Origin of the sequence: Shumkonia mesophila (genome assembly GCF_026163695.1) — a bacterium.
In the GTDB taxonomy this organism is placed as follows: domain Bacteria; phylum Pseudomonadota; class Alphaproteobacteria; order Rhodospirillales; family Shumkoniaceae; genus Shumkonia; species Shumkonia mesophila.
Genome location: NZ_JAOTID010000047.1, coordinates 1 through 1,711 on the forward strand (window position 1 = coordinate 1; position 1,711 = coordinate 1,711).

General features: G+C 67.4%; 2 protein-coding genes. Both read left to right on the forward strand.

Features of this window, described 5'->3' with window-relative positions:
• Positions 1-647, forward strand: a 647-nt coding sequence (locus ODR01_RS25165; RefSeq protein ID WP_394356880.1) for a 2-dehydro-3-deoxy-6-phosphogalactonate aldolase, incomplete at its 5' end; no start/stop codon positions are given.
• A gap of 36 nt (positions 648-683) precedes the next feature.
• Positions 684-1,711 (forward strand): sugar kinase (locus tag ODR01_RS25170; protein ID WP_316980466.1); only part of this gene is annotated, 1,028 nt, incomplete at its 3' end.

Sequence of the window (1,711 nt, forward strand, 5' to 3'; positions counted from 1 at the left end):
TGAGAATGTCGCAAGGCCCGACCTTGAATGCGTGTTTGGAGAAGATGCCGCTGATCGCGATCCTGCGGGGGATCAGCCCCGCCGAGGCGGTTCCGGTGACCGACCTTCTGTTCGAAGAGGGGTTCACCATCGTCGAGGTGCCGATGAATTCGCCGCAGCCGCTGGACAGCATCGGGCAGATCGCCAAGGCCTATGGCAGCCGCATGCTGGTCGGCGCCGGCACGGTGATGAGCGCCGAGGTGGTCAACGCGGTGGCCGGGGCCGGCGGCCGCCTGATCGTCGCCCCCCATTTCGATCCCGAGGTGGTCAAGGCGGCCAAGGCGGCGGGCCTTTACTGCACGCCGGGCGTGCAGACGCCGTCGGAAGCCTTCGCGGCGCTGAGGGCAGGCGCCGACGGCCTCAAGATCTTCCCGGCCGAGGCCTGCCCGCCTGCCGTCATCAAGGCGATCCGCGCCGTGCTGCCGAAGGACGTCAAGGTGGTGCCGGTGGGCGGCATCAGCGAGAAGAACATGGCCGACTACTGGAAGGTCAACGCCAACGGCTTCGGCATCGGTTCGAATCTCTACAAGTCCGGCAAGAGTCTGGACGACATCCGCGCCGCCGCCAAGGCCCTGGTCGCCACGGCCCGGCAATTCATGGCCGCCTGAGCGGCGCCCGCTCAAGAACGCGAGAAGGAGACTATCATGAGCAAACGGGTCATCACGTTCGGCGAGATGATGCTGCGCCTGGGCTCGCCGGGCCACGAGCGGCTGTTCCAGTCGCCGACGCTGACCGCCACCTTCGGCGGCAGCGAGGGCAACGCCGCCGTGGCGCTGGCCAACTACGGGCTCAACTCGGCCTTCGTGTCGGTGTTCCCGAAGAACGAGATCGCCGACGCCTGCGTCGCCGAGATGCGCCGCTTCGGGGTCGACACCTCGCTGATCGCCCGCGGCCCCGGCCGCATGGGCATCTACTTCACCGAGGTCGGTTCCAACCAGCGCGGCTCGACCGTGGTCTACGACCGCGACAACTCGGCCATCGCCAATGCCGGCCCCGGCGCCATCGACTGGAAGAAGGTCTTCAACGGCGCCGACTGGCTGCACGTCAGCGGCATCACCCCGGCCTTGACCGAAAGCGCCGCGGCGCTGACCGTGGAGTGCGTGCGTGAGGCCAAGGCCGCCGGCGTCACCGTGTCGTGCGACTTCAACTATCGCGGCAAGCTGTGGAAGTGGGGCAAGAAGCCGGTGGAGGTCATGCGCGAGGTGGTGAAGTACACCGACGTCGCCATCGCCAACGAGGAGGACTGCCAGAAGTGCCTGGACGTCACCATCGACGTCGACGTCACCACCGGCAAGCTCGACGTCAAGAAGTACGAGGCGCTGACCGCCAAGATGCTGGACACCTTCCCGCACCTGACCCACTGCGCGGTCAGCCTGCGCGAGAGCAAGAGCGCCGATCACAACGGCTGGGGCGGCTGCGTTCGGGACAAGGACGGCTTCAAGCTGTCGCGGCGCTACGAGATCACCGACATCGTCGATCGCGTCGGCGGCGGCGATTCGTTCGCCTCCGGCCTGATCTGCGGGCTTTTGACCTATGGCTACGGGCAGGCCCAGAAGGCGCTGGAATTCGCGGTGGCGGCCAGCGCGCTCAAGCACACCATCCCGGGCGACTTCAACCGCGTCAGCGTGGCCGAGGTCGAGAAACTGGCCGGCGGCGACGCCTCCGGACGCGT